Origin of the sequence: Chitinophaga costaii (genome assembly GCF_900094705.1) — a bacterium.
Lineage (GTDB): Bacteria > Bacteroidota > Bacteroidia > Chitinophagales > Chitinophagaceae > Chitinophaga > Chitinophaga costaii.
On sequence record NZ_FMAR01000001.1, the window covers coordinates 402545 to 424047 of the forward strand.

At 48.4% G+C, this 21503-nt stretch carries 14 protein-coding genes; 8 read left to right on the forward strand and 6 right to left on the reverse strand.

The genetic code is table 11. The annotated features are described in order from the left end of the window. Positions 1-3 precede the first annotated feature (3 nt). From leuD to leuC, 3 genes are all read right to left on the reverse strand, one after another. Positions 4-603, reverse strand: coding sequence for a 3-isopropylmalate dehydratase small subunit (gene leuD / locus GA0116948_RS01395; protein ID WP_089708254.1), 600 nt, complete (start codon positions 601-603; stop codon positions 4-6). 55 nt (positions 604-658) lie between these two features. Continuing rightward, entirely contained in the window at positions 659-1408 is a 750-nt protein-coding gene (locus GA0116948_RS01400; protein WP_089708257.1) for a class I SAM-dependent methyltransferase, read from the reverse strand. A 72-nt stretch (positions 1409-1480) separates the two neighbouring features. Further along, on the reverse strand, positions 1481-2878 hold the full coding sequence (gene leuC / locus GA0116948_RS01405) for a 3-isopropylmalate dehydratase large subunit (protein ID WP_089708259.1): 1398 nt from the start codon (positions 2876-2878) through the stop codon (positions 1481-1483). Positions 2879-3067: 189 nt separating this feature from the next. Here leuC and GA0116948_RS01410 point away from each other — a divergent pair, with 189 nt between their 5' ends. Continuing rightward, complete coding sequence (locus tag GA0116948_RS01410; RefSeq protein WP_089708260.1) at positions 3068-4621, forward strand: hypothetical protein; 1554 nt, start codon at positions 3068-3070, stop codon at positions 4619-4621. Between the two features lie 163 nt (positions 4622-4784). On the opposite strand, the gene GA0116948_RS01415 is transcribed toward GA0116948_RS01410, so the two are convergent. Next, on the reverse strand, positions 4785-5903 hold the full coding sequence (locus GA0116948_RS01415) for a hypothetical protein (protein WP_123891676.1): 1119 nt from the start codon (positions 5901-5903) through the stop codon (positions 4785-4787). Then, complete coding sequence (locus tag GA0116948_RS01420; protein WP_089708265.1) at positions 5900-6529, reverse strand: ABC transporter ATP-binding protein; 630 nt, start codon at positions 6527-6529, stop codon at positions 5900-5902. Before GA0116948_RS01420 ends, GA0116948_RS01415 begins: the two co-directional genes overlap by 4 nt. Positions 6530-7046: 517 nt before the next feature. On the opposite strand from GA0116948_RS01420, the gene GA0116948_RS01425 reads away from it, so the two are divergent. Continuing rightward, the gene (locus GA0116948_RS01425) at positions 7047-8021 is read left to right on the forward strand and encodes a ribonucleoside-diphosphate reductase small subunit (RefSeq protein WP_089708267.1); all 975 of its coding nucleotides are present in this window, start codon (positions 7047-7049) and stop codon (positions 8019-8021) included. A gap of 49 nt (positions 8022-8070) precedes the next feature. After that, positions 8071-10446 (forward strand): ribonucleoside-diphosphate reductase subunit alpha, encoded by a 2376-nt coding sequence (locus GA0116948_RS01430; RefSeq protein ID WP_089708269.1) that lies wholly within the window; start codon positions 8071-8073, stop codon positions 10444-10446. Positions 10447-10671: 225 nt separating this feature from the next. Here the strand turns inward: GA0116948_RS01430 and GA0116948_RS01435 are convergent, their stop codons facing one another. Next, positions 10672-11265: a TrmH family RNA methyltransferase gene (locus tag GA0116948_RS01435; protein ID WP_089708271.1), complete on the reverse strand. Its 594-nt coding sequence runs from the start codon at positions 11263-11265 to the stop codon at positions 10672-10674. 145 nt (positions 11266-11410) lie between these two features. Here GA0116948_RS01435 and GA0116948_RS01440 point away from each other — a divergent pair, with 145 nt between their 5' ends. The 5 genes from GA0116948_RS01440 (at position 11411) to GA0116948_RS01460 (ending at position 21122) form a co-directional block, all read left to right on the forward strand. Further along, a complete protein-coding gene (locus GA0116948_RS01440) occupies positions 11411-14098 on the forward strand; it encodes an AsmA-like C-terminal region-containing protein (protein ID WP_089708274.1) in 2688 nt (895 codons plus the stop codon). Positions 14099-14660: 562 nt separating this feature from the next. Further along, positions 14661-15344 (forward strand): hypothetical protein, encoded by a 684-nt coding sequence (locus GA0116948_RS01445; protein ID WP_089708276.1) that lies wholly within the window; start codon positions 14661-14663, stop codon positions 15342-15344. A 93-nt stretch (positions 15345-15437) separates the two neighbouring features. Then, a complete protein-coding gene (locus tag GA0116948_RS01450; RefSeq protein ID WP_205686016.1) occupies positions 15438-18158 on the forward strand; it encodes a TonB-dependent receptor in 2721 nt (906 codons plus the stop codon). Positions 18159-18161: 3 nt separating this feature from the next. Then, a complete protein-coding gene (locus GA0116948_RS01455; protein WP_089708281.1) occupies positions 18162-19394 on the forward strand; it encodes a DUF4249 domain-containing protein in 1233 nt (410 codons plus the stop codon). 15 nt (positions 19395-19409) lie between these two features. Further along, complete coding sequence (locus GA0116948_RS01460) at positions 19410-21122, forward strand: hypothetical protein (RefSeq protein WP_089708283.1); 1713 nt, start codon at positions 19410-19412, stop codon at positions 21120-21122. Positions 21123-21503 lie beyond the last annotated feature (381 nt).

A 21503-nucleotide genomic window follows, 5' to 3' on the forward strand; every position in this document is an offset into this window, starting at 1 on the left:
TTGTTAAAAGTTAAACTCCCGGCTCTTTTCATACCGCGCTATGTCTTCCTTCAGGCTCAGGATGTAATCGATATCATCATACCCATTGATCAGGCAAGCCTTTTTGTAGGGGTTGATGTCGAAACCTTCCTGCTCACCGCTGGCCACAATTTTAATATACTGGCTTTCCAGGTCCACTTCGATCTTGGCGGCCGGATCGGCCTTTACGGCGGCAAATATCTTGGCCAGGAAATCCTCGCTCACCTGCACGGTCAGTAAAAAGTTATTAAGGGCATTGCCCTTAAAAATATCGGCAAAAAAACTGCTTACAACTACCTTAAAACCGGCATCGGCAATGGCCCAGGCGGCATGCTCGCGGCTACTGCCACAACCAAAGTTTTTGCCCGCCACCAGTATCTCACCCTGGTAGGTGGGATCGTTGAGGATAAAGTCTGGCTTGGGCTGGTTATTGGCATCGTACCGCCAGTCGCGGAACAGGTTTTCGCCAAACCCTTCACGGGTAGTAGCTTTCAGGAATCGGGCAGGAATGATCTGGTCCGTATCTACGTTTTCAATGTTTACCGGTACTACGGTGGAAACTAGATGTTTAAATACCTTTTTCATGCTATGATGGGTTACTCCCGGCGGGAGTATGGTTATAACGTGAATGAATATACGCTTACGCTTCTTTTACCGCTTCTATGCGTAGTCGTCTATAATCGGCCAGCAGCAGCCCATTGTGGGTAAGCTGTGGCACGGTCCAGTCGTTTACTTCCTGGAGGATAGCGGCCCTTTCTGCCTCCGGGATGCCTTTGAAAAACTGGGTGCCAAACATGCGCAGCCACACAGCCACCCCATTATTAGGATCGCTGAGCTGCGTGGGGCGGTCGAAATAAGACACCTTATTTACGCGAAAGCCCGCATTTTCCAGCACCTTGGTATACTGGGCCACGGAAGGGAAATACCAGTATTGGTCATACTCATACCCCCGTTTGAGCAGCGACTTTTTGAGACCGGCCAGGATGATGGCCATATTGCCCTTGCCCCCCATTTCCAATACCAGGCGTCCGCCGGGTTTTAGCGCGGCAAACATGCGGGCGGCGGCCTTTTTCTTCTTACTTACCCAGTGCAGGGTTGCGTTGGAAAAAATGGCATCTACCGGCCTGGGTAAGGAAAACTTTGTAGCATCTGCCACTTCAAAGTGCAGGCCTGGGAAGTGTTCCTTAGCGCTGGCGATCATCTCTTTCGATGCATCCAGCCCTGTTACTTCGGCCCCGCTTTCGGCTATCTTGGCCGTTAGCTCGCCCGTGCCGCAACCCAGGTCTACGATATGTTCGCCCGCCTTGGGCTGTAACCATTCCAGCAAGCTTTCGCCATACTGAAATACAAATGCGTGCTGATCTTTATATAAGGAAGCGTCCCAGGACATGCTGTTTTTTTTTGATACCGGATAACCCGGTACATATTAAGTAGTAGCGGTGAAGCAAGATGAGTGTGCCGCTTACAGCCACTCCCTTACATCTGTAACCTGGCCGGTAATGGCAGCTACAGCGGCAGTGAGCGGGCTGGCCAGGAAGGTACGGGCGTTAGGGCCCTGGCGACCTTCGAAATTGCGATTGGACGTAGAAATGCAGTACATGCCTGCTGGAATTTTATCCTCATTCATGCCCAGGCAGGCAGAGCAGCCCGGCTCCCGCAGGTGAAAACCAGCGGCTTCAAATACTTCATGCAAGCCTTCGGCCTTGGCCTGCGCTTCCACTTGTTTAGAGCCGGGTACTATCCACACGGTAATGTCATTCGCTTTTTTCTTGCCTTTCACAAACTCCGCTACCAGGCGGAGGTCTTCTATGCGGCTGTTGGTACAACTGCCAATGAACACATAATCTACTTTCTTACCCAGCAAGCCGGCCCCCGGCTGCAAGTCCATATACTCCAACGACTTCTTAAAAGACACTTTCTCTTTTTCGTCCAGCGCTTCCACGACGGGAATATGCTGGGTAATGCCAATGCCCATACCCGGGTTAGTACCGTAGGTGATCATCGGCTCAATATTAGCTGCATCATAAGTCAATACCTTGTCAAACTGGGCATCGCTGTCGGAATACAGTGTTTTCCAGTACGCCAGGGCCTTGTCCCAGTTGGCCCCCTTAGGTGCAAACTCCCGTCCTTTAATATAAGCGAACGTAGTATCGTCTGGTGCGATGAGGCCGCCACGGGCGCCCATTTCTATACTCATGTTACAGATGGTCATGCGGGCTTCCATACTCAGGCTACGGATGGCCTCGCCAGCAAACTCCACAAAATATCCCGTGCCGCCGGCGGCAGAGATCTGGGCAATGATGTACAGGATAATATCTTTAGACAACACGCCCTTTTTTAACTGGCCGTTGATCTCAATTTTCATGCGTTTGGGGCGGTATTGCAAAATGCACTGGGTGGCCAGTACTTCCTCCACTTCGGAGGTGCCGATGCCAAAAGCAATAGCGCCAAAAGCGCCATGGGTGCTGGTATGGCTATCACCGCATACGATGGTCATGCCCGGTAGGGTAATGCCCAGCTCCGGCCCTATTACATGCACAATACCCTGGTAAGGATGGCCCAGGCCATACAGCTCCACGCCAAACTCGGCCGTGTTGGTAGACAGCATTTCCACCTGGTGGCGGCTCAGCGCCTCTTTAATGGGCAGGTGCTGATCTAGCGTAGGCACATTATGATCGGCTGTGGCGTGGGTCTTGCCAGTGCGGAACACCGGCAGGCCCCGGCGGCGCAGGCCGTCAAAGGCTTGCGGGCTGGTAACTTCGTGAATAAAATGCGTATTGATGTACAACACGTCCGGAAAGCCAGCCTTACTGACCACCACGTGATTGTCCCAAATTTTGTCGACCAGTGTTTTTCCCATTTCGGTAATTGCGTTTATAAATTGTCTTTAGCTAAAATCGCTAAATTTGTTATCCAGGATGCTTTACACTCAAATCTAGTATTCAGCCGTATGGGACTGATCCCTATATTTGCTGTTTTTACGACTTTTAACCAGGGTGCATTTTTGATAACTCACTACGAATGAACTATTTGCAACACTTAATTAACGATGTCCAACAGTCAAAACGATGCGCTATTCATATTAATTAAAACGCTTACCAAAGCGGAAAAGCGCAATTTCCAGCTCGCTTTTAATAAAAACAATACCAAGGACGACGTGTTGTTCATTCAACTGTTCAATACCCTGGACAAGCTGAAAGACTATGACGAAGATGCCATTCTGCGCAAGATACCCGACATTAAAAAACAGCAACTTTCCAACGTTAAGGCCCACTTGTACAAGCACCTGCTCATGAGCTTGCGCCTGCTGTACAAACAAAAAGACCCCCTCATAGAGCTGCGGGAACAACTGGACTATGCCCGTGTGCTATATAACAAAGGCCTATACAACCAAAGCCTGAAACTGCTGGCCAAAACCAAGGTAGCGGCCCAGGAAAGGGGGGAAGTGATGCTGTGTTTTGAGATCATAGAATTTGAGAAACTCATCGAAGGCCGCCACATTACCCGCAGCCTGGAAAACCGTGCCGAGCAGCTCAGCGAAGAAAGTCGTTCGGTAGAACATCGGCTGGCCAATATCAGCAAACTGTCTACCCTGGCCCTGCGCATGTATGGCCTTTACCTTAAACTGGGCCACGCCCGTAGCAGCGAAGATGCCGCCGAAGTGATCGCCTTCTTTGAGCAACACGTGCCCCGGCTACAAACAGCTGCCCTCAATTTTTATGAGAAGATTTATCTCTATCAGGCTTATTCCTGGTATTACTATATCCTGCAAGACTTCCTGCTGTTTTACCGTTACACGCAGAAATGGGTAAACCTGTTCGACGAATATCCCTCCCTGCTGCAAACAGACGTAGGCCTTTACATCAAGGCTATGCACAACCTGCTCACGGCGCATTTCTTTAACATGAACGAGCACAAATTTGTGCAGGCCTTGCAGGAACTGGAAACTTTTATCGACGATAATAACGAAGGCTTTAACGAGAATACCCGTACCACGGCATTTGTGTATTTGTACACCGCCAAGATCAATCATCATTTCCTGGAAGGTACGTTTAGCAATGGCCTGGCACTTATTCCAGCTTTAGAGCAGGGCATCATGGAGCATCAATTAAAACTGGATCAGCACCGGGTGCTGGTGTTTTATTACAAAATAGCCTGTTTGTATTTTGGCAGTGGGGATAATAACAATGCCATTGTGTACCTCAATAAAATCATCAACCTGCGCATTGGCAACCTGCGGGCGGATATACAATGTTTTGCGCGCATTCTGCACCTGATCGCACATTACGAGTTGGAAAATTACAGCCTGGTGGAATACCTGATAAAATCCGTGTATCACTTTATTTCCAAACACAAAGACTTAGGCCAGGTGATGGAAGAAATCCTGAAGTTTTTGCGCAAGAATATTTATGCCAATCCTAAGGCGCTAAAAGAAGCCTTTATAGACCTAAAAGACCGGCTGGTACTCATTTCCCAGAATCCTTACGAGCGGCGGTCCTTCCTGTACCTGGATATTATTTCCTGGCTGGAGAGCAAGATCTCCAGGCAGCCGGTGCAGCAGGTTATTCAACGTAAGTTTTTGCACAAGGAACCCCGCATATAGGGGCCTTCCAAAACCTTTCAGCCGCCCCGCCGGGCTGATACGCCAACGGCAGGCGGCTCCGCTGAAAAGACTTTGCAGCGGAGCAACTCCCGGCGCACGCCGGATTAAAGAAATCGCCTCACCTAAAAAAAACACACCGCAAAAACCAGTATGGTAGGCACCATCATTCCTTAATCTCCTCCTCCATCAGCGGTTCATACCGCGGAAACTGCCGCACAAACACCAGGATAGTTGCTACCAGCAGCAACACCAAACAACACAGCGTCTGATGTCCTAATACCATAAACAGCACAATAAAAAAGATCCCAAACACCCAGCGCGTATACCCTTCTTCTCCCAAACGGGGATACAGCAACAAGCTATGCAACAACATGCACAGCGCAATACTGTAACTCACCACCATCCACATATCCAGGAAAGCCCCCACCCGGGCAGTATGTACCCCGAGTAAAATAAACTCCGGCAGCAGCAGCACCGCGTAAGTAAGCCAAAGCTGTCCATAGCGGCGGGCAATGGGAATAGGCAGGTTGCGCATAAAGGTGAGGTACAGGTCTTCAAAATAACGGTAGCGGAAAATAATAATTGAATGCAGCAGCACCATCACCAGCACCCCCAGCATCAGCGCACGGGGATCAAACCGGGCATCTTCCATAAAATGAAAAGTAAGCATCAGGATGGCAAACGAAGCGGCTTTGGTGGTCCATACCATGCGGGGCTGGCGGATCACCAGTTCAAAGGGGTAATACAGCCAGGAAGGTTTGCGCCAGTGGCCGTTGAGCCAGCGCAACCAGCGCGGGGTGGCCGCTTCCAGATCGGCGTGCAGCAAGCGGCGGCTGTACAACAACACCGCAACAAGGCACACCACCATATTAAACACCCCTGTAATGATCACCGGCAGGATATAGCCTTCGCGCAGGGCAATCACAGCGGCCACGCCATTATACACCAGCACGGGCGCGTAAATGGATACCTGTATCCAGGCAGCAATGCGGCGCTGGCGGGCCAGTGGCAGCACGCCCCAGGTTTCGTACACCAGCGCATAGTGGGGCAGCGCCATTGTTTTCAATACAAACGATACACATTTCAACGCATACGCCCCCCAAATGGCCAGCATCATCAGCAGAAAGTCGTAACTCGTAAGAAACCCCTTAATAATGCCGTAGTGAAACCGGGGCAGCCCACCACCCTGCACCGTGCCAAACAGCAGGTAAAACACCACCAGGAAAAACGCCGTGTTGCGCACATAATACCGGTGTATAAACATGGAGTGGAGCGCCTTCATAATCTTACCATCGTTTTATGGGCCACCTGGAGTGTTCCGGTAAGGAGCAGGCCTTCTTCAGACAGGGCCTGGTGGGTGGTGATCATGAAAGACACGCCAGTGGCATGCATGCGGCTAATGAGGCCATACATAGCCGCTACGGTGGCTACATCCAGCGTAATAAGGGGTTCATCCAGCAAGATGAGGGAGGGATTGCCCAGGAAGGCCAGCAACAGCGATAGTTTTTTAAGCATACCGCTGGAGTAAGTACCTACCGGCGTTTGCAAGTAGCTACCTGCACCCAGCGTACGTGCCAGTTCTTCTACCGCGTAGGGGCCCGGGCCTTTAGTATCCAGGTACAACTGTATTAACTCATGGCCGGTAAGAAATTCGGGATAGAGGGGTTCTGCCACCGCATAATTCACCTTTTTACGGTAGGCAATGGGGGCCTTGCGGCTATCGATATGATCATCCAGCAATACCTGGCCTTTAAAGGGCAGCAGGCCGGCCAGCATTTTCAGGCAAGTAGTCTTGCCGGCGCCGTTTTCGCCCTGTATCCAGTAAATGCCCGCTTCCAGCGTAAGCTGCGGAATGCTCAGCGCCAGCGTATCGCCGTAATATTTTTCAACCTGGTTAAAAGAGATCAAAGGATGTTTACATTTTGAGCGACCAAGGTACAAAAACAAAGTACTTCTAATGGGAGAGATTGTGATCAACGCACTGTACTACCCGCCACTGGCGAACCCTTAAAATACGCTATGCACATTGCATGTGGAAAAGTAAAACAACCGGGTAAACGAATTACATTTTGAGTAAATATGACAAGAGGCAGCTTGTGTAAAAATCGCCCATCACCCAATAGCACAAACCATTTTTTTGCTGATTCCAAATACTTTGCCGCAAAACAATTTTAAACAACATCTTTATCCACACGGGTGGATATCTTTAAAGCTATCGATGCTCCTCAAATTTTACATTTGCATTAATCCCTGCGTTTTTATTGGACGGCTCCGGTTTTCGCTTCTTTTATCAACAAGCGTTTCTTTACGTCTCCATTAACCACTCATAACTTATTGATCGTCAATAAAAAAAGGATTACTATCTATTACCATATTTTTAGCTGTAGCCATATACAGCTATTCACCGATAAGCCATCTACCTGATATGCAGCAAACGCAAGAGCTATTATTACGAGAAAACAAGGATCGTTTCGTGATCCTGCCCATTAACTATCCCAAGGTGTGGGATATGTATAAAAAACATGAAGCAAGTTTTTGGACTGCGGAGGAAATAGACCTCAGCGGCGATATGAAAGACTGGAATGCACTGAACGATGGCGAGCGTCATTTTATCAGCCACGTGCTGGCTTTTTTTGCAGCCAGCGATGGCATTGTGAATGAAAACCTGGCGGTAAATTTCATGAGCGAAGTACAGATCCCCGAAGCACGTTGTTTTTACGGCTTCCAGATCATGATGGAAAATATTCACTCCGAAACATATGCCCTGCTGATAGACACGTATGTGAAAGACCCTTCAGAAAAAGATCATCTGTTTCACGCCATAGACACCGTACCGGCCGTACGCAAGAAAGCCGACTGGGCCCTGCGTTGGATAGAGAATGGCAACTTTGCAGAGCGCCTGGTAGCCTTTGCCGCCGTGGAAGGCATTTTCTTCAGCGGCAGCTTCTGTTCTATTTTCTGGCTCAAGAAAAGAGGACTGATGCCCGGCCTTACTTTTTCCAATGAACTCATTAGCCGCGATGAAGGCCTGCACTGTGAATTTGCCTGCCTGCTGTACTCCATGCTGCAATCCAAACTCACCGAAGAACAGGTACACCACATCATTGGCGATGCCGTGACGATTGAAAAAGAATTTATCACCAACGCACTGCCTGTAGACCTGATAGGCATGAACAGCCGCCTGATGAGCCAATACATAGAATTTGTGGCAGACCGCTGGCTGGGAGAACTAGGCTACTCTAAAATCTTCAACGTATCCAATCCTTTTGATTTCATGGAAATGATTTCCCTCCAGGGCAAAACCAATTTCTTTGAAAAACGCGTAGGCGATTATCAAAAATCCGGCGTCATGGGCGGCCAAAAAGATGCCCAAACCTTCTCCCTGGACGAAGACTTCTAACCCACTCATCATACATAATTCATCCTTCATAATTATAAATTACCTATTTATGTTTGTGATAAAAAGAGACGGCCGTAAAGAGCCGGTTAAATTCGACAAGATTACCGCACGCATAGAAAAGCTTTGCTATAGCCTGCATTCAGAATATGTGGACCCGATAGACGTAGCGAAGAAAGTGATCCTGGGCCTGTACGACGGTGTTACCACCGCAGAACTGGACAACCTGGCCGCAGAAACCGCCGCTTCCCTCACCACCAAACACCCCGACTATGCCCTGCTGGCTAGCCGCCTGGCCGTGAGTAACCTGCATAAAGAAACGGAGAAGTCGTTTTCTAAAACAATGCGGAAACTATATGAATACATAGATCCGAAAATAAACAGGCCTGCTCCGTTATTATCGGACGAAGTGTTCGAGATCATTGAGCGAAATAAAGAGGTACTGGATTCCAGCATCATCTACGACCGCGATTTTGCCTTCGATTATTTTGGTTTTAAAACCCTGGAACGCTCCTACCTGCTGAAGCTGGACGGCAAGATTGCAGAACGCCCCCAGCACATGTTTATGCGCGTATCTGTAGGCATTCACAAAGAAGATATCGATTCGGTGATCAAGACCTACAACCTGATGAGCGAACGCTGGTTCACACATGCTACGCCTACCCTGTTCAACAGTGGTACGCCCAAGCCGCAGATGTCCAGTTGCTTTTTGCTCACCATGCAGGACGACAGCATTGAAGGCATTTACGATACCCTGAAACAAACCGCCAAGATATCCCAGAGCGCAGGCGGCATTGGCCTCAGCATTCACAACATCCGCGCTACCGGTTCTTACATCAGTGGCACCAATGGTACCTCTAATGGCATTATTCCCATGCTGCGCGTATTTAATGACACGGCCCGTTATGTAGACCAGGGCGGTGGTAAGCGCAAAGGCGCCTTCGCCATTTACCTGGAACCCTGGCATGCCGATATCTTTGAATTCCTGGACCTGCGTAAAAACCATGGTAAAGAAGAAATGCGCGCCCGCGACCTGTTTTTCGCCCTGTGGGTACCCGACCTGTTTATGAAACGGGTAGAACAAAACGGGGAATGGGCCCTCTTCTGCCCCCACGAAGCACCCGGCCTGCACGAATGCCACGGCGAAGCGTTTGAAAAATTGTACACGCAGTACGAACAGGAAAACCGCGCCCGCAAAGTGGTGAAAGCACAAGACCTGTGGTTTGCCATCCTCGATGCACAGATAGAAACCGGCAATCCTTACATGCTGTACAAGGACGCGGCCAACAGTAAATCTAACCAGCAAAACCTGGGTACCATCAAGAGTTCCAACCTTTGCACCGAGATCATTGAATACACTGACGCCAACGAGGTAGCCGTGTGCAACCTGGCCTCCCTGGCCCTGCCCCGCTACATTACCGATGGAAAGTTTGATCACGATAAGCTCTACGAAATTGCTTACCAGGTAACCTTAAACCTGAACAAGATCATCGATAACAACTACTACCCGGTAGAAGAAGCACGCAACAGTAACCTGCGCCACCGCCCCATAGGCCTGGGTGTACAGGGCCTGGCAGATGCCTTCATCGCCCTGCGCCTGCCCTTCGAATCGGAAGCAGCCAAGCAGCTTAATAAAGATATCTTCGAAACCATTTACTTCGCAGCACTCTCCGCCTCCAAAGACCTGGCGGCAAAAGATGGACACTACGAAAGTTATCCCGGCTCTCCCGCCTCCAAAGGCATCCTCCAGTTTGATATGTGGGGCGTAACGCCCTCTAACCGCTGGGACTGGGCCGGCCTGAAAGCAGAGATCAAAAAAGTAGGTATCCGCAACTCCTTGCTGCTGGCACCCATGCCCACCGCCTCTACCTCGCAGATCCTGGGCAACAACGAATGTTTTGAACCGTATACTTCCAATATTTACACCCGCCGCGTACTAAGTGGAGAATTTGTAGTGGTAAATAAACACCTGCTGCACGACCTGGTAGAGCTGGGACTGTGGGACAACGATATGAAGAACCGGATTATCTCCGCCAACGGCTCTATCCAGGGCATTAACGAGATACCGTCTAATATCAAGGAGTTGTACAAAACCGTATGGGAAATAAAACAGCGTACCCTCATCGACATGGCCGCCGACCGTGGCGCTTACATCTGCCAGAGCCAGTCGCTGAACTTGTTTGTAGATACGCCCACCACCGCTAAGCTTACCTCCATGCACTTCCACGCCTGGAAAAGCGGCCTGAAAACGGGTATGTACTACCTGCGCACACAGGCAGCCACACAGGCAGTACAGTTCACCGTGGAAAAACAAGGCGGACAGCAAATGCAGCCCGTGCTTTCCGGCGCAGGCACTGCCCCCGAAGTGGAATACACAGAGGGCGCAGTATGCACCATGGAAGAAGGCTGCGTTACCTGCAGCGCCTGATAAAACCGCTACTTACGCTTCGCAATACAACAGAAAGGGCCGCACGTAAAGTGTAGCCCTTTCTTTTTGTAGTAATGCATAAAAAAGGCTGCCCCCAGGAGCAGCACATGAAATTTTGAGAAAGCAATGCAGTAACACAAACCCGCAACCTTGCCAGTAAGGCACCTTGCTCACCACTTCAGGCATCGATGATAGCCGCGTGGTATTTCTATTACGAATATTTCCCTACCGGTCTTCCTCCTGGAATCCCCATTCCCCCAGCAGTCCATCAAACTGTGCCTGGGGTAAACTTTGCTGCTGGTACAACCCCGCTTCCGTACGTTGGCGCAGCCCTTCGTACAGCGTTACTGCGCAGGCCACCGAAATATTCAGGGAACGGATAATACCCATCTGTGGGATCACGAAATTGCCGTCGGCCAGGGCCCGTAATTCATCACTCACCCCATCGCGCTCCGAACCAAAAACCAGGGCCAAACGGCCTTTAAAATCGATGTCGTACATATTGATGGCATCGGAAGAAAGATGCGTGGTAAGTATCTTATCATAACGCTGGCGCAGGGCTGCCACACAGGTTTCCAGGTGGTCGTAATTATGTACTGTTAGCCACTTATTAGCACTAGACGAGCTTTTAAAGCCCCAGTTCTTATGCCGCGCTATGCGGGTATTTAACACATGAATATCCTGTATGCCCACCGCATCGCAGGTGCGCATTACTGCAGAAATATTGTGGGGGTCTTCCACATTCTCCAGCACCACCGTAAGTCCGGCCTGCCGCCGCTGCAATACCGTAAGCAACCTTTCTCTTCTTGCTGGTGTCATCCGTTACATCATTTTTTCGCCGCTAAATTACGAAATATTAGATACAAGTAACTGACGGGCATTAATTTACAATCTATTAAATAATTCAAGATATTTTACATTATACATGGTATCTTCACTTTCAGATTGATAAACCTATTCGTACATGTTTAAAAGAATATTCAAGATCGTACTCGTGTTTCTGCTAGTACTGATTGTTGCAGCCATTGCCATCCCTTTCTTGTTTAAAGACAAAATCCTGGCAAAAGTTAAAACTGAACTAAATGACCACCTCAATGCCCAGGTGGATTTTAAAGACATCGACATTAGCCTGTTCCGCCATTTTCCCCGCCTGGCCGTGGGATTGGAAGACTTGCAGGTGATAAACGTGGCCCCCTTTGCCGGCGACACCCTGCTATCTGTAAAAAAGATAGATGTAGCACTGGACCTGATGAGCGTGATACGCGGCAGCAAAATGGATATCTACAATATCAGCCTCGAAACACCCCGCATTCATACCATCATCGATAGCACCGGCAAAGCCAATTGGGACATCACCAAACCCGATACCGCCCAGTCGCAAACCGCTGCCGATACCAGCAAAAGCACCTTTGATCTCCGCCTTCAACAATACAGCATTACCAATGCCTACCTGAGTTACGACGATCACCAGGGTCATATGTCACTGATCATTGATGGCCTGAACCATAGCGGCAAAGGCGATTTTACGCAGGATAAATTTGTATTGACCACCACCACCCAAGCCAACGCGGTAACCTTCTACTATGGCCTGATCCCCTACCTGGATGCCGTGAAGACCACGCTGGATGCAGATATACAGATAGATAACCTTACCAGCACCTACACCATCCCTGCCAGCAAAATACATTTGAACAACCTGGAAGTAGCCGTAAACGGCCTCTTTAAAATGCTACCTAACAGTGCCTATGGTATGGACTTTACCTTTAAAAGTGCTTCTACCCAATTTAAAGACCTGTTGTCGCTCATTCCCGTTATTTATGCGAAAGATTTCGATAAGATAAAAACCAGTGGCACCGCCAACTTCAACGGGTTTGTGAAAGGCACTTATTCCGACAAACAACTGCCCGTCTTTGGCCTGAACCTGGGCGTGAAAAATGGATTCTTCCAATATCCCGACCTGCCCAAACCGGTGCAGAACATTCAACTGGCGCTCAGCATAGCCAGCCCCGATGGCGTGCCAGATCATACGGTTATAGACCTCTCCCAAGCCCACCTGGAAATGGATGCTACCCCCCTAGACCTTCGGCTGCACGTAGCCACACCCGTGTCTGACATGTATGTAGAAGGGGCGGCCAAAGGAAAACTAGACCTGAGCAAGATTTCCCAGTTCATAAAACTAGACAATGGTACCCAGCTCAATGGCCTGCTGGATGCAGACATGAGCGCCAAAGGCCACCTCTCCGCTATTGAAAGAAAGGCCTATGACGAATTTTATGCTGCCGGCAGCCTGGCTATTCATAATATGCTGTACAAAAGCAAGGATTTTCCAGACGGCATAAAACTAAACGCGCTGGCGCTAACCTTCAATCCTAAAAACGTAAGCGTGCCAACCCTGGATGCCGAGTACCTTGGGAGCCACTTTACCGGCAGCGGCGAGATCAATAATATGCTGGCCTACGTATTCAAAAACCAGGCATTGAATGGTCAATTAAAAATCAATGCCGACAAAATAAACCTCGATAAATTCATGGCCAGCACGGCCACGGCCAACACCACCGAAAGTAAGCCTGCCACTACCACCGATAGCGCCCATGCCATCCCCTTTGCGGTACCCGCCAATCTAGACCTGACCCTGCAAGCCGCCGCCGGCACTGTGCATTACGACAAGCTCGATATGACCAACGTGAGTGGTATACTACTGGTAAAAGACCAAACTATTACCCTAGAAAATGTGAAGAGCAACGCCCTGCAAGGCACCCTGGGCATGAGTGGCAGTTACAGCACCAAAGCCAGCAAAATAAGCCCCGATATGCACTTCACCTATGATGTAGAAAAGGTGGATATCAAACAAACCTTCGATGCCTTCAATACCGTACAAAAACTCATGCCCATCGGCCAGTTCCTGACTGGCAAGATCTCCTCTCAACTAAGCGTAGACGGCAAGCTGGGTAAAGACATGATGCCTGTCATGAACAGTCTCAATGGCAATGGCAGCCTGCTACTCATAGAAGGAGTGTTACAAAAATTTGCACCGCTGGATCAACTGTCCTCCACCCTCAATATTACCCAGTTAAAAGACATATCACTGCGCGACATCAAAACCTATTTTGCCTTCCAGGATGGCCGCGTGGTGGTAAAGCCATTTAACGTTGTAACCAGTGGCGTACGCCTGCAAATAGCCGGTTCCCATGGCCTGGATCAGTCTATAGATTATACCATACAAATGGCCTTACCCCGCACCATGCTGGGCAGCCAGGGCAATGCACTGGTAAACAACCTCGTTTCCCAGGCCAATAACAAAGGTATTCCCGTAAAACTCAGCGATAGCGTACACCTGAATATTGCGATGGGCGGCAGCATGACCAAACCTGCCCTCCAGACAAACCTGAAGGAATCAGCCAACAGCCTTACCTCCCAGGCCACCGCACTGGTACAAGGCAAAGTAGATAGCGCCAAAGCCACCATCAAGGATTCTGTGAACGCAGTTAAAAATCAGGCCGTAACTACTGCCAAAGATGCGCTGAAACAACAATTATTGGGTAGTAAAGACACTACAGCGCATAAGCCAACCAACGCACAGGATGCAGGTAAACAGGCAGGGCAAACAATAAAAAACACCTTAGGTGGACTCTTAAAAAAGAAAGGTAATTAATTGCAAGTCATTCATAACGGAAAAGGGTACACGTTTAGCAGTGTACCCTTTTTTTATGCCCTCTATGCGCCACCCCAAAAACTGCCACATCCCGTGCCACGCAGGTAGCCAATCATCGATAGGAAGTCATTAAAATATGCCGGAAATTTATTGTGCGCTCCTACAACTATGCGCTAGTACTCACAAAATAGGCCACACATTTTTTCTTCTACTGTAAATACAAATACCAATTTTACATCATGCCTATTCATTTTGATAATCAAAATATCTGGTTATGTTAACGAGCAGTTAACAACTTAGAATTATTCGGTACTTAAATTTATTCAGAGGATATTAGTCGCGCCTCTTACCGCTTACCGACAGACAAGGTCTGCTAATTGTTCGAGTGCATTGCATGCCCTTCGTTTATTGATGAAGGTTGTTATATCGCTGATAAGCGATAGGATGTTTTTTTCCCCATACACCAATACAAGCACAACGGTTCAAAGAGATTATATTTTACGCAGCCATGAACAGCGTAGATTGATTGTCATTCATTATTTGGTTGTTTTAATTTTTCCGTATGGTAAAAAGTCTATTCCTCTGTATTGTTGTTGCTTGTAATTTATCGGCCCTTGCGCAAAGCTCCCCTCCACCCCCAGACAATGCCATTCTCAATGGGGTAGAATACACGGACTACTATGAACATATGTACGATGCCAAACACCCTTTTTACATGAATAACGCCTTTACCTGGGGAGAGGTTACCTACTTTGGCCGCCACTATGACCGTGCATTACTTAAATACGATATTATCAAGGATGAGCTGATCACGGTGTATGCAGATAGCATCACCCCCATTACCCTATATCCCGAACAGGTAGACAGCTTTAAAATATATGGACAAAAATTTGTGCGGATGACGAACGGGTCTGGCCTGCCCCCAGGTTATTATGCACACATTTATGGCAACGAAAAGTTTGAGGTGTTTGCACACTATACAAAATCCATGTTGCAGCAACAATATGTAAATGGAGGCCTGTACGACCTGGTGAGCGATCACGATTATTACTACCTCAAAATTGCCGGCGACCATGTGTTTCATTCTTTCAAAGGACTCAAGGGACTAGGCGATTTGCTGAATGCTCCGCGCAAACAAACAAAGCTATTTCAACGCAACAACCCCTATACCGATAGTGAGAACAACCGCGACGCCACAGCCTCCTCGTCCCGACTGCGTGACTACTGTACTTTCCTATCAAAATAATAACCCCGCACCCTCCGTACAATGAAGCTATTACGCCTATTGTGCTTGCTGTTGCTTCCTGTTTGTGTATATGGGCAAAATAGAAATAGTGGTTTGGAAAAACAGGTTACCCTCCATCTAAGCGCAGATTCCATCCAGGCATTTGCCGCGCAGCTACAACAGCAAGCGCATATCACCTGCTATTATATTCCCGAATATTTCGATACCCTTAAAATCACCTTAAACGGTACGATGAAAATAAAAGAAGCGTTGGATAAAATCTATGCCGATTTTAAATTTTACTATGCCTGCGATGATAAAGATAATTTATACCTCACCAAGGATCAGGAACTCAGCACGCAGCTGGGACTACCGGCCCCACTCCTAAAAAAACTATCCACCATGCATCACGTGGCGCATAATGCGCCTGTGAAAACAAAAAATGGTAAGCGTATTCCCATAACGACCACGGTAACACCCACAAAATCCGTTATCCTGGACTATGATGAAAATAAATTATTTACCATAGGCAGTTACCAGAACAGCCAGGGATATGCCACAATAACCGGTTATGTGCGCCACCGCAATACCGGCGAGGGCATTGGCCATGCATCCATTGCTATTGCCGACATGCAGACCAAAACCATGACCGATGCTTATGGGTATTACACCATCACCATGCCCAAAGGCCGGCATACATTAATGATCACCTGCATTGGGCTGGCAGATGCCCGCCGCCAGATCGATATCCGGGGAGCAGGCCAACTGAACATTCAATTGCACGACTATGTGACCAGCCTCAAAGGCGTTACCATCGCCTCTTCCAAATCTCATAACATTCTCGATCCCGAAATGGGCGCCTCCAAAATAGAAATACGTACCCTTAAACAAGTACCCGCGTTGATGGGAGAGGCAGACATACTCCGCGTGTTGCAAACCCTGCCAGGCGTAACTTCTGCCGGAGAAGGCAGCACCGGACTCAATGTAAGGGGCGGCAACGTAGACCAAAACCTGGTATTACTGGATGGAGCTACCATTTATAACCCCAGCCACTTTTTTGGTTTCTTCTCCGGGTTTAACGCAGACCTGGTGAAAGATGCCGAATTATACAAAAGCAGCATTCCCGTGAAATACGGCAGCCGCCTCTCCTCGGTGCTGGAAGTACTGACCCGGGAAGGCAACCGCAACAAATTTTCCGGCTCCGGCGGCATTGGCCCACTCAGCGGACACCTTTCCCTGGAAGGGCCCATAGGTAGCAAAACCTCTTTCCTCGTAGGGGGCCGCTCCACCTATTCCGACTGGACCCTGCAATTATTGCCGGACCAATATAAAAACAGCCGCGCCGGCTTTTATGATGCCAACCTGAAAATAACCAGCGATCTCAATGACCACAACAGCCTATTCGTGGCTGGTTACATCAGCGGCGACCGGTTCCGGCTGGACGGGGATACACTGTACCGTTATGGCAACATGAATGGCATTGTGAAATGGAAGCATATTTTTAACCCCCATCTTTATGGAAGTATGGATGTAGGCATAGACCACTACAACTTCGATATGTCCAGCAGAAACAATAAGATAAATGCCTATAGATTTAAATTCGACGTATCGCAATATCACTTCAATACAAACCTCATCTACACCCCCAACAATGCCCATAAAATAGAAGCGGGCATTTCCATGGTGTATTACAAACTGCACCCCGGCAGCAAACTACCGCTGGATAGCGGCATCACCACCCCCATAACGTTATCACCGGAACAGGCGGTGGAAAGCGCCCTCTATATCAGCGACCAGTACACCGTGTCGCCCAAACTTACGGTAGAAGTGGGCCTTCGCTACTCCCTCTTTAATTACTTGGGGCCGCGGGATGTATATGGCTATGCACCTAACCTCGAAAGGGATGTAACCACCATCATCGATACGTCCCACTATGCAGCAGGCAAACTATTTAAAACCTATCACGGTCCTGAGCCAAGAATAGCTGCCCGGTATAGCCTGTCGGAAAATAGTTCTTTAAAAGCGGCTTACAATAGAACCCGCCAGTATATTCACATGCTTTCCAACACCACAGTGGTAACGCCTACTGATATCTGGAAACTCAGCGATCCTTATATTAAACCCACCGTAGCCGACCAGGTATCACTGGGCATTTACCATAATTTTAAAGACAATGTGATCGAAACGTCCATAGAGGTGTATTACAAATGGATACAGCATGCCCTGTCTTATAAAAACGATGCCACCCTGCTGTTAAATCCTCATATTGAAACAGACGTGGCCAATGCAGATAGCAAGGCTTACGGCGTAGAATTCCTGGTGAAGAAAACAGCCGGCAAACTCAATGGATGGTTCAGTTATACCTACTCCCGCGTATTCCTCCGCATGAATGATCCACTGGTGAGTGAACCCGTAAATGGGGGCGCTTATTATCCGGCGGAATATGATAAACCGCATGTAGTAAACCTCATCGCTAACTACCGCGTTTCTCACCGGTTTAGTTTGTCGCTTACATCGATTTACACTACCGGCAGGCCCATCACCTTACCAGTGGCCCGTTATTACATGTCCGGTTCTTACCGCGTGTATTACGAAGACCGTAACCAGTACCGCATTCCCGATTATTTCAGAACAGATTTTTCTATCAATATCGAAGGCAATCACAAGATCAGAAAGCTGGCGCATAGCTCCTGGACGCTGGGCGTATATAATATGTTCGCCCGAAAGAATGCGTATTCTGTGTATTTCACCTCCGAAGAAGGTAAGGTAAACGGGTATAAACTGTCCATTTTCGGAACAGCTATTCCGTTTGTCACCTACAATTTTAAATTCTAGTACATGCGTTACCCATTAGGCCTGGCCTTGATGATCATATTACTGGGGTATAGTTGTAAAGACCCTTATTTGCCCAATGTAATTGCCAGCAACCGGAATTACCTGGTGGTAGAAGGGGTGATCAATGCCACCCCTGGCGCACTTACCCGCATACGCCTGACCCGCACCACCAATGTAGGCGATACGGCCATGGTAGCAGCAGAACAGCAGGCCAACGTATCGGTGGAACAAGATGGCACGATATATCCACTCACGGAGTCAGACAGTGGCTATTATCAAATTAGTTCCCTGCACCTTACTGGCACTACTTGCCGGTTAAACATCACCACCCAAAAAAACGAACAATATCAATCAGACGATATCCCGGTAAAAATAACGCCGCTCATTGACTCCATCACTTATGCACCTAAAGACGGTGGGGTAGCACTCTTCGTAACCACCCACGATGACATGGCCAACACGCGCTACTACCGCTGGGAGTTTGATGAGACCTGGGAATACCATTCGCCTTACCAGAGCACCATTACCTACGACTGGTCTAAAAGAATGCTTCAATATAAAACCCTGGCCGCACAAGATAGCCTTTACCGTTGTTTCCAATCGCAGGCATCCACTTCCATAGAGGTGTCTTCCTCAGAAACGTTGGATAAGGATGTTATTTACAAATACCCGATCGCTTTTATTCCGGCGGCTTCTGTAAAACTGAGTGTATTATATAGTTTACATATCAGGCAGTATGCCCTGCCCAAAGCAGCCTATAATTATTTCCTGAACCTGAAAAAAACCAGCCAGAATCCAGGCGATGTATTTGGCCCCTTGCCCGGTGAGTTAAAGGGCAACATCCATAGCCTCACCCGGAAAGAGGAAGTGGTGATTGGCTACGTCACCGCTTCTTCCATTACAGAACAAAGGATTTTTCTGTACAACGATCCTACTTTTTATGATTGGAAATATTCCTTCGATTATGACAGATACGCGCAGAACGCTATCTCCATAGAAGGCATAGACGTTACCTTAAGCGATCAATCGAAGTATTACCTGGAAAACCGCTCGCCCTGTCCGCTAGATCCTGCTGCACCACCTTGTACCAGCACTTTTGGCGCCTGCTGCACACACGCTATTCCCTTGCACTTATCAGGTCCGCAGTTGCTGGGGTACGTGTATGATACTACTTGCATTGACTGTATATTTTGGGGCAAAGGGGGCCGTAAAAAGCCGGATTATTGGCCACGCTAATCTGCAAAAGCATCCATGAAAAAAAAGAATTTCTCCATACTCTGCTACCTGTTACTGCTTGCCACACTGGCCCAGGCACAGGTACCTGATGTAAAAAAATTATACCGTGAAACGGCCTTCCTGCACACAGACCGTAATTGCTATCTGGCCGGCGAAATTGTCTGGATGAAAATGTACGCCATCAACGACGATGCTACAGACGGCTATAACAGTGCTATTGGGTATATAGAATTATACAACCTGAAAAATAGCAATGCTGTGTTGCAGGTAAAAATTTTGCTGGATTCCCTCTCGCAAAACGCCGGCTACCTGCAACTACCAGACAGCCTTTCCACTGGCATCTACCGGCTGCGAGCCTATACTCGTAATATGGAGCAGTATGGCTTTGCCTTCGAAAAAAACATTCACATCATCAACTCCTTCCGGCCCATTCCCCACCTGCACAAAGCAACGCAGGGGCTGCCGGAAGATTCCAGCTATCACCTGCACACGACCTCCATCAACGATCGCTATGGCAAACGCCAACCGGTAAAAATTTCCTTCACCAGCTTACAGCAAGATCAAAGGCCAGCCCCCGCCCATCTTTCCGCATCGGTATTCCGGCTGGATGAATTGCAAACCATAGATAGCCCCGGCATTCGAACACTTGCACTACCTACAGCGTCCAGGCTACTTAGCAAAGACGAGACGCACTTGCCTGAAGCCTACAGCCAGGTGCTGACCGGCAGCATTGTAGATAAGAAAACCGGCCAGCCACTGGACGTGCCTATTATGCTAACCGTTACCGGCCATAATCCCCGGTTCTACTGCAACCCCAGTGTAAAAGGTAAGTTTTCCTTTGAGCTGCGCGGCTACAACGGCGATGCGAACGTAATCCTGCAAACGTCTGCTAAAGATTGCCAGATCACGGTGAATAGCCCATTCGACAATTATACGCCTCCACATTTCAAAAATGATTTCTACGACGAAGACAGTGCTGCGGCCCCGGCGAATACAGAGTCCCTGCTCACAGCACAATTGCTGAGCCACCACATTGCCTTACAGGTGCAGCAGGCTTTTTATGGCGACAGCCTGCAATATGCGGCGGATCGCTTTACGGATACCACCTTTTTCTTTACCAAACCCGATGAAACGGTATGGCTCGATGATTATACGCGGTTTAATACCCTGGAGGAAGTATTCCGGGAATTTGTTAAAACGGTGATGGTGCGCAAAAGCAATGACACCCTGCACCTGCACACTCTCAATAACCTGATGGCCAATCCTAAATTCTTTGAAGAAGATCCGCTTATACTGCTGGATGGCGTTCCGGTGTTCGATAACAAACGCCTGTTTGCCATAGACCCGCTTAAAATCCGGAAGGTGTCCGTAATGGCCCGTAAGGCCTTTTATCCGGGGAAGGTTTTTAATGGCATCGTAAGCCTGCAAACCTATACCGCCGACATGGCCGGCTATCAATTAGCACCCAGCACCCTGGTGGCCGATTACAACGGCACACAATTGCCCCTACTTTTCTATGCACCCGATTATGCCAAAAAGAACATACCTAGCATACCTGATCAGCGCTTTACCCTCTATTGGAATCCTGATGTCCGGACAGATGAAAAGGGCAATGGCCAGATCAGTTTTTATACCGGGGATGAAGCCGGGCGTTATGGCGTGGTACTGGAAGGCGTTTTCACCCATGGCACCCCCTGTTATATGTACAAAACATTTATAGTAGAGTAATATGGCATAGATCATTTTTGCTAAATGCCCTGATAAATTAGCTGATTAACTATATACATAGGAATCCTAACAAATGATTAGCAACTATAAAACGGCTCACCAAGCCCATGATCAAAGGGGTAAATGCCGCAGAATACCCAGGTATTGATGAAGGCTCCTAAACAAAGTGAAAATATTTTTCATCATTAACAAATAATTAATTACCGCATTTTTTATTATACAGATCTTTAGCTGGGTTAAACAAACAAGGATGAAAGTTTCCGCCCCTTTCCAGGGGCGGTTTCCTAAAAGGAGCTAAAACTTATCATTCATAAAACCCATCACTACGTTGTATTTCATAGGTATAGGATAAAAGGAGAGCCGCCCATTCTTGGGCGGCTT

Excerpts from the sequence above, each read along its gene's own strand:
- GA0116948_RS01445 (WP_089708276.1), top strand. The coding sequence starts at position 14,661 with ATGGTAAAAAGTCTATTCCTCTGTATTGTTGTTGCTTGTAATTTATCG.
- leuC (WP_089708259.1), bottom strand. The coding sequence starts at position 2,878 with ATGGGAAAAACACTGGTCGACAAAATTTGGGACAATCACGTGGTGGTC.
- GA0116948_RS01435 (WP_089708271.1), bottom strand. The coding sequence starts at position 11,265 with ATGACACCAGCAAGAAGAGAAAGGTTGCTTACGGTATTGCAGCGGCGG.
- GA0116948_RS01440 (WP_089708274.1), top strand. The coding sequence starts at position 11,411 with ATGTTTAAAAGAATATTCAAGATCGTACTCGTGTTTCTGCTAGTACTG.
- GA0116948_RS01460 (WP_089708283.1), top strand. The coding sequence starts at position 19,410 with ATGAAAAAAAAGAATTTCTCCATACTCTGCTACCTGTTACTGCTTGCC.
- GA0116948_RS01425 (WP_089708267.1), top strand. The coding sequence starts at position 7,047 with ATGCAGCAAACGCAAGAGCTATTATTACGAGAAAACAAGGATCGTTTC.
- GA0116948_RS01415 (WP_123891676.1), bottom strand. The coding sequence starts at position 5,903 with ATGAAGGCGCTCCACTCCATGTTTATACACCGGTATTATGTGCGCAAC.
- GA0116948_RS01455 (WP_089708281.1), top strand. The coding sequence starts at position 18,162 with ATGCGTTACCCATTAGGCCTGGCCTTGATGATCATATTACTGGGGTAT.
- GA0116948_RS01400 (WP_089708257.1), bottom strand. The coding sequence starts at position 1,408 with ATGTCCTGGGACGCTTCCTTATATAAAGATCAGCACGCATTTGTATTT.
- leuD (WP_089708254.1), bottom strand. The coding sequence starts at position 603 with ATGAAAAAGGTATTTAAACATCTAGTTTCCACCGTAGTACCGGTAAAC.
- GA0116948_RS01410 (WP_089708260.1), top strand. The coding sequence starts at position 3,068 with ATGTCCAACAGTCAAAACGATGCGCTATTCATATTAATTAAAACGCTT.
- GA0116948_RS01430 (WP_089708269.1), top strand. The coding sequence starts at position 8,071 with ATGTTTGTGATAAAAAGAGACGGCCGTAAAGAGCCGGTTAAATTCGAC.